This window comes from Nocardioides sp. (genome assembly GCF_035429765.1).
In the GTDB taxonomy this organism is placed as follows: domain Bacteria; phylum Actinomycetota; class Actinomycetes; order Propionibacteriales; family Nocardioidaceae; genus Nocardioides.
The window spans coordinates 1-1,800 of the sequence record NZ_DAOMFK010000334.1 but is presented as its reverse complement, the minus strand read 5'-3'; the positions used below and the strand labels follow the sequence as shown (position 1 = coordinate 1,800).

The following is a 1,800-nucleotide window of genomic DNA, read 5'->3' as shown; positions in this document are numbered from 1 at the left end:
CACCGATCCCCACCACGGCGTCCAGCACGACATCGGCCGGCCGCGGGGGCCGCACCATGGCCCCCGCCTGCTGAGCGGCCCGCAGGCCGGCCGCGTGCGGGGTCGACGAGGTGGGCAGGATGTCCACCGCCACTCCCCGCCGGGCCAGTTGGCTCGCCGCGAACAGCGCGTCCCCACCGTTGTTGCCCGAGCCCGCGACGACTGCCAGGCGCACCCCGGCCAGCCGCCCGAAGGCGGCCTTGATGAGCCCTGCCGCCGTGGTTGCCAGACCCGTCGCGGCGCGCTGCATGAGCACGCCCTCCGGGAGCTGGGCCATCAGGTCCGCCTCCGCGGTGCGGATCGTCGGGACGTCGTGGACCGGCAGCATCAGCGGACTCAATGCGCTCGCGTGTCGCGTCGACTCAGCCCTGGAAGCGGGGGAACGACGAGCGGCCGCTGTAGGTCGCGGCGTCGTCGAGCTCCTCCTCGATGCGCAGCAGCTGGTTGTACTTCGCGACCCGCTCGGACCGGGCGGGTGCGCCGGTCTTGATCTGTCCGCAGTTGGTCGCCACGGCCAGGTCGGCGATCGTGGTGTCCTCGGTCTCACCGGACCGGTGGCTCATCATGCACGTGTAGCCCGACCGGTGGGCCAGCGCGACCGCGTCGAGGGTTTCGGTGAGCGACCCGATCTGGTTCACCTTGACCAGCAGCGAGTTGGCGGCCTTCCTCTCGATGCCGTCAGCGATACGGACCGGGTTGGTGACGAACAGGTCGTCGCCGACCAGCTGCACGCGCGAGCCCAGGGCGGCGGTCAGCTCCACCCAGCCGTCCCAGTCGTCCTCGGCCAGCGGGTCCTCGATGCTGACCAGCGGGTAGGAGTCCAGCAGGCCGGCGTAGTACTCGGCCATCTGGGCGCTCGTTCGCTGCTGGCCCTCGAAGGTGTAGCTTCCGTCGGCGAAGAACTCCGTGCTCGCCACGTCCAGAGCCAGCGCCACGTCGGTACCCAGGGACAGTCCGGCCGCCTCGATCGCCGACGAGATCAGGTCCAGCGCCTCCCGGTTGTTCGGCAGGTCCGGGGCGAACCCGCCCTCGTCACCGAGTCCGGTGGCCAGGCCGCGCTGCTTCAGCACGGACTTGAGGCTGTGGTAGACCTCCGCCCCCATGCGCAGGGCGGTCGAGAAGTCGTCGGCACCGATCGGGGCGATCATGAACTCCTGGATGTCCACCCCGGTGTCTGCGTGGGCGCCGCCGTTGAGGATGTTCATCATCGGGACGGGCAGCACATGCGCCTGCGGGCCGCCGACGTAGCGGAACAGCGGCAGGTCCGCGGACTCCGCCGCCGCGATGGCCACGGCCAGCGACACCCCGAGGATGGCATTGGCCCCCAGCCGGCTCTTGTTCGGCGTGCCGTCGAGGTCGATCATGATCTGGTCGATGAGCCGCTGCTCGCTGGCCTCGCAGCCCTCGACCTCGGGCGCGATCTCGTCCTCCACCGCCGCGACGGCCTCCAGGACCCCTTTGCCCAGGTACCGGTCGCCGCCGTCCCGGCGCTCGCTGGCCTCGAAGGCCCCGGTCGAGGCGCCACTGGGCACCGCGGCCCGGCCCAGCGACCCGTCCTCCAGACCGACCTCCACCTCGACCGTCGGGTTGCCCCGCGAGTCCAGGATCTCCCGGGCGACGACTGCTTCGATAAGGGCCACGATTCCTCCTAGCATCGGCTGCTCCCGAGCCTACCGGGGGCGGCCGGCCGGCGTTTGCGGAGTCTTCTTGAGATCCTGGACTCGCGGGGCTCCCGGACGGTTGAGCGGCTCCTCAGCCCTC

The 1,800-nt window shown here is 71.2% G+C and carries 2 protein-coding genes; both read right to left on the bottom strand.

Features of this window, described 5'->3' with window-relative positions; genetic code table 11:
• Positions 1-367 (bottom strand): NAD(P)H-hydrate epimerase (locus PLP61_RS16920; protein ID WP_324503968.1); only part of this gene is annotated, 367 nt, incomplete at its 3' end.
• Between the two features lie 34 nt (positions 368-401).
• Complete coding sequence (gene eno, locus PLP61_RS16915; protein ID WP_324503967.1) at positions 402-1,679, bottom strand: phosphopyruvate hydratase; 1,278 nt, start codon at positions 1,677-1,679, stop codon at positions 402-404.
• Positions 1,680-1,800: the final 121 nt, after the last annotated feature.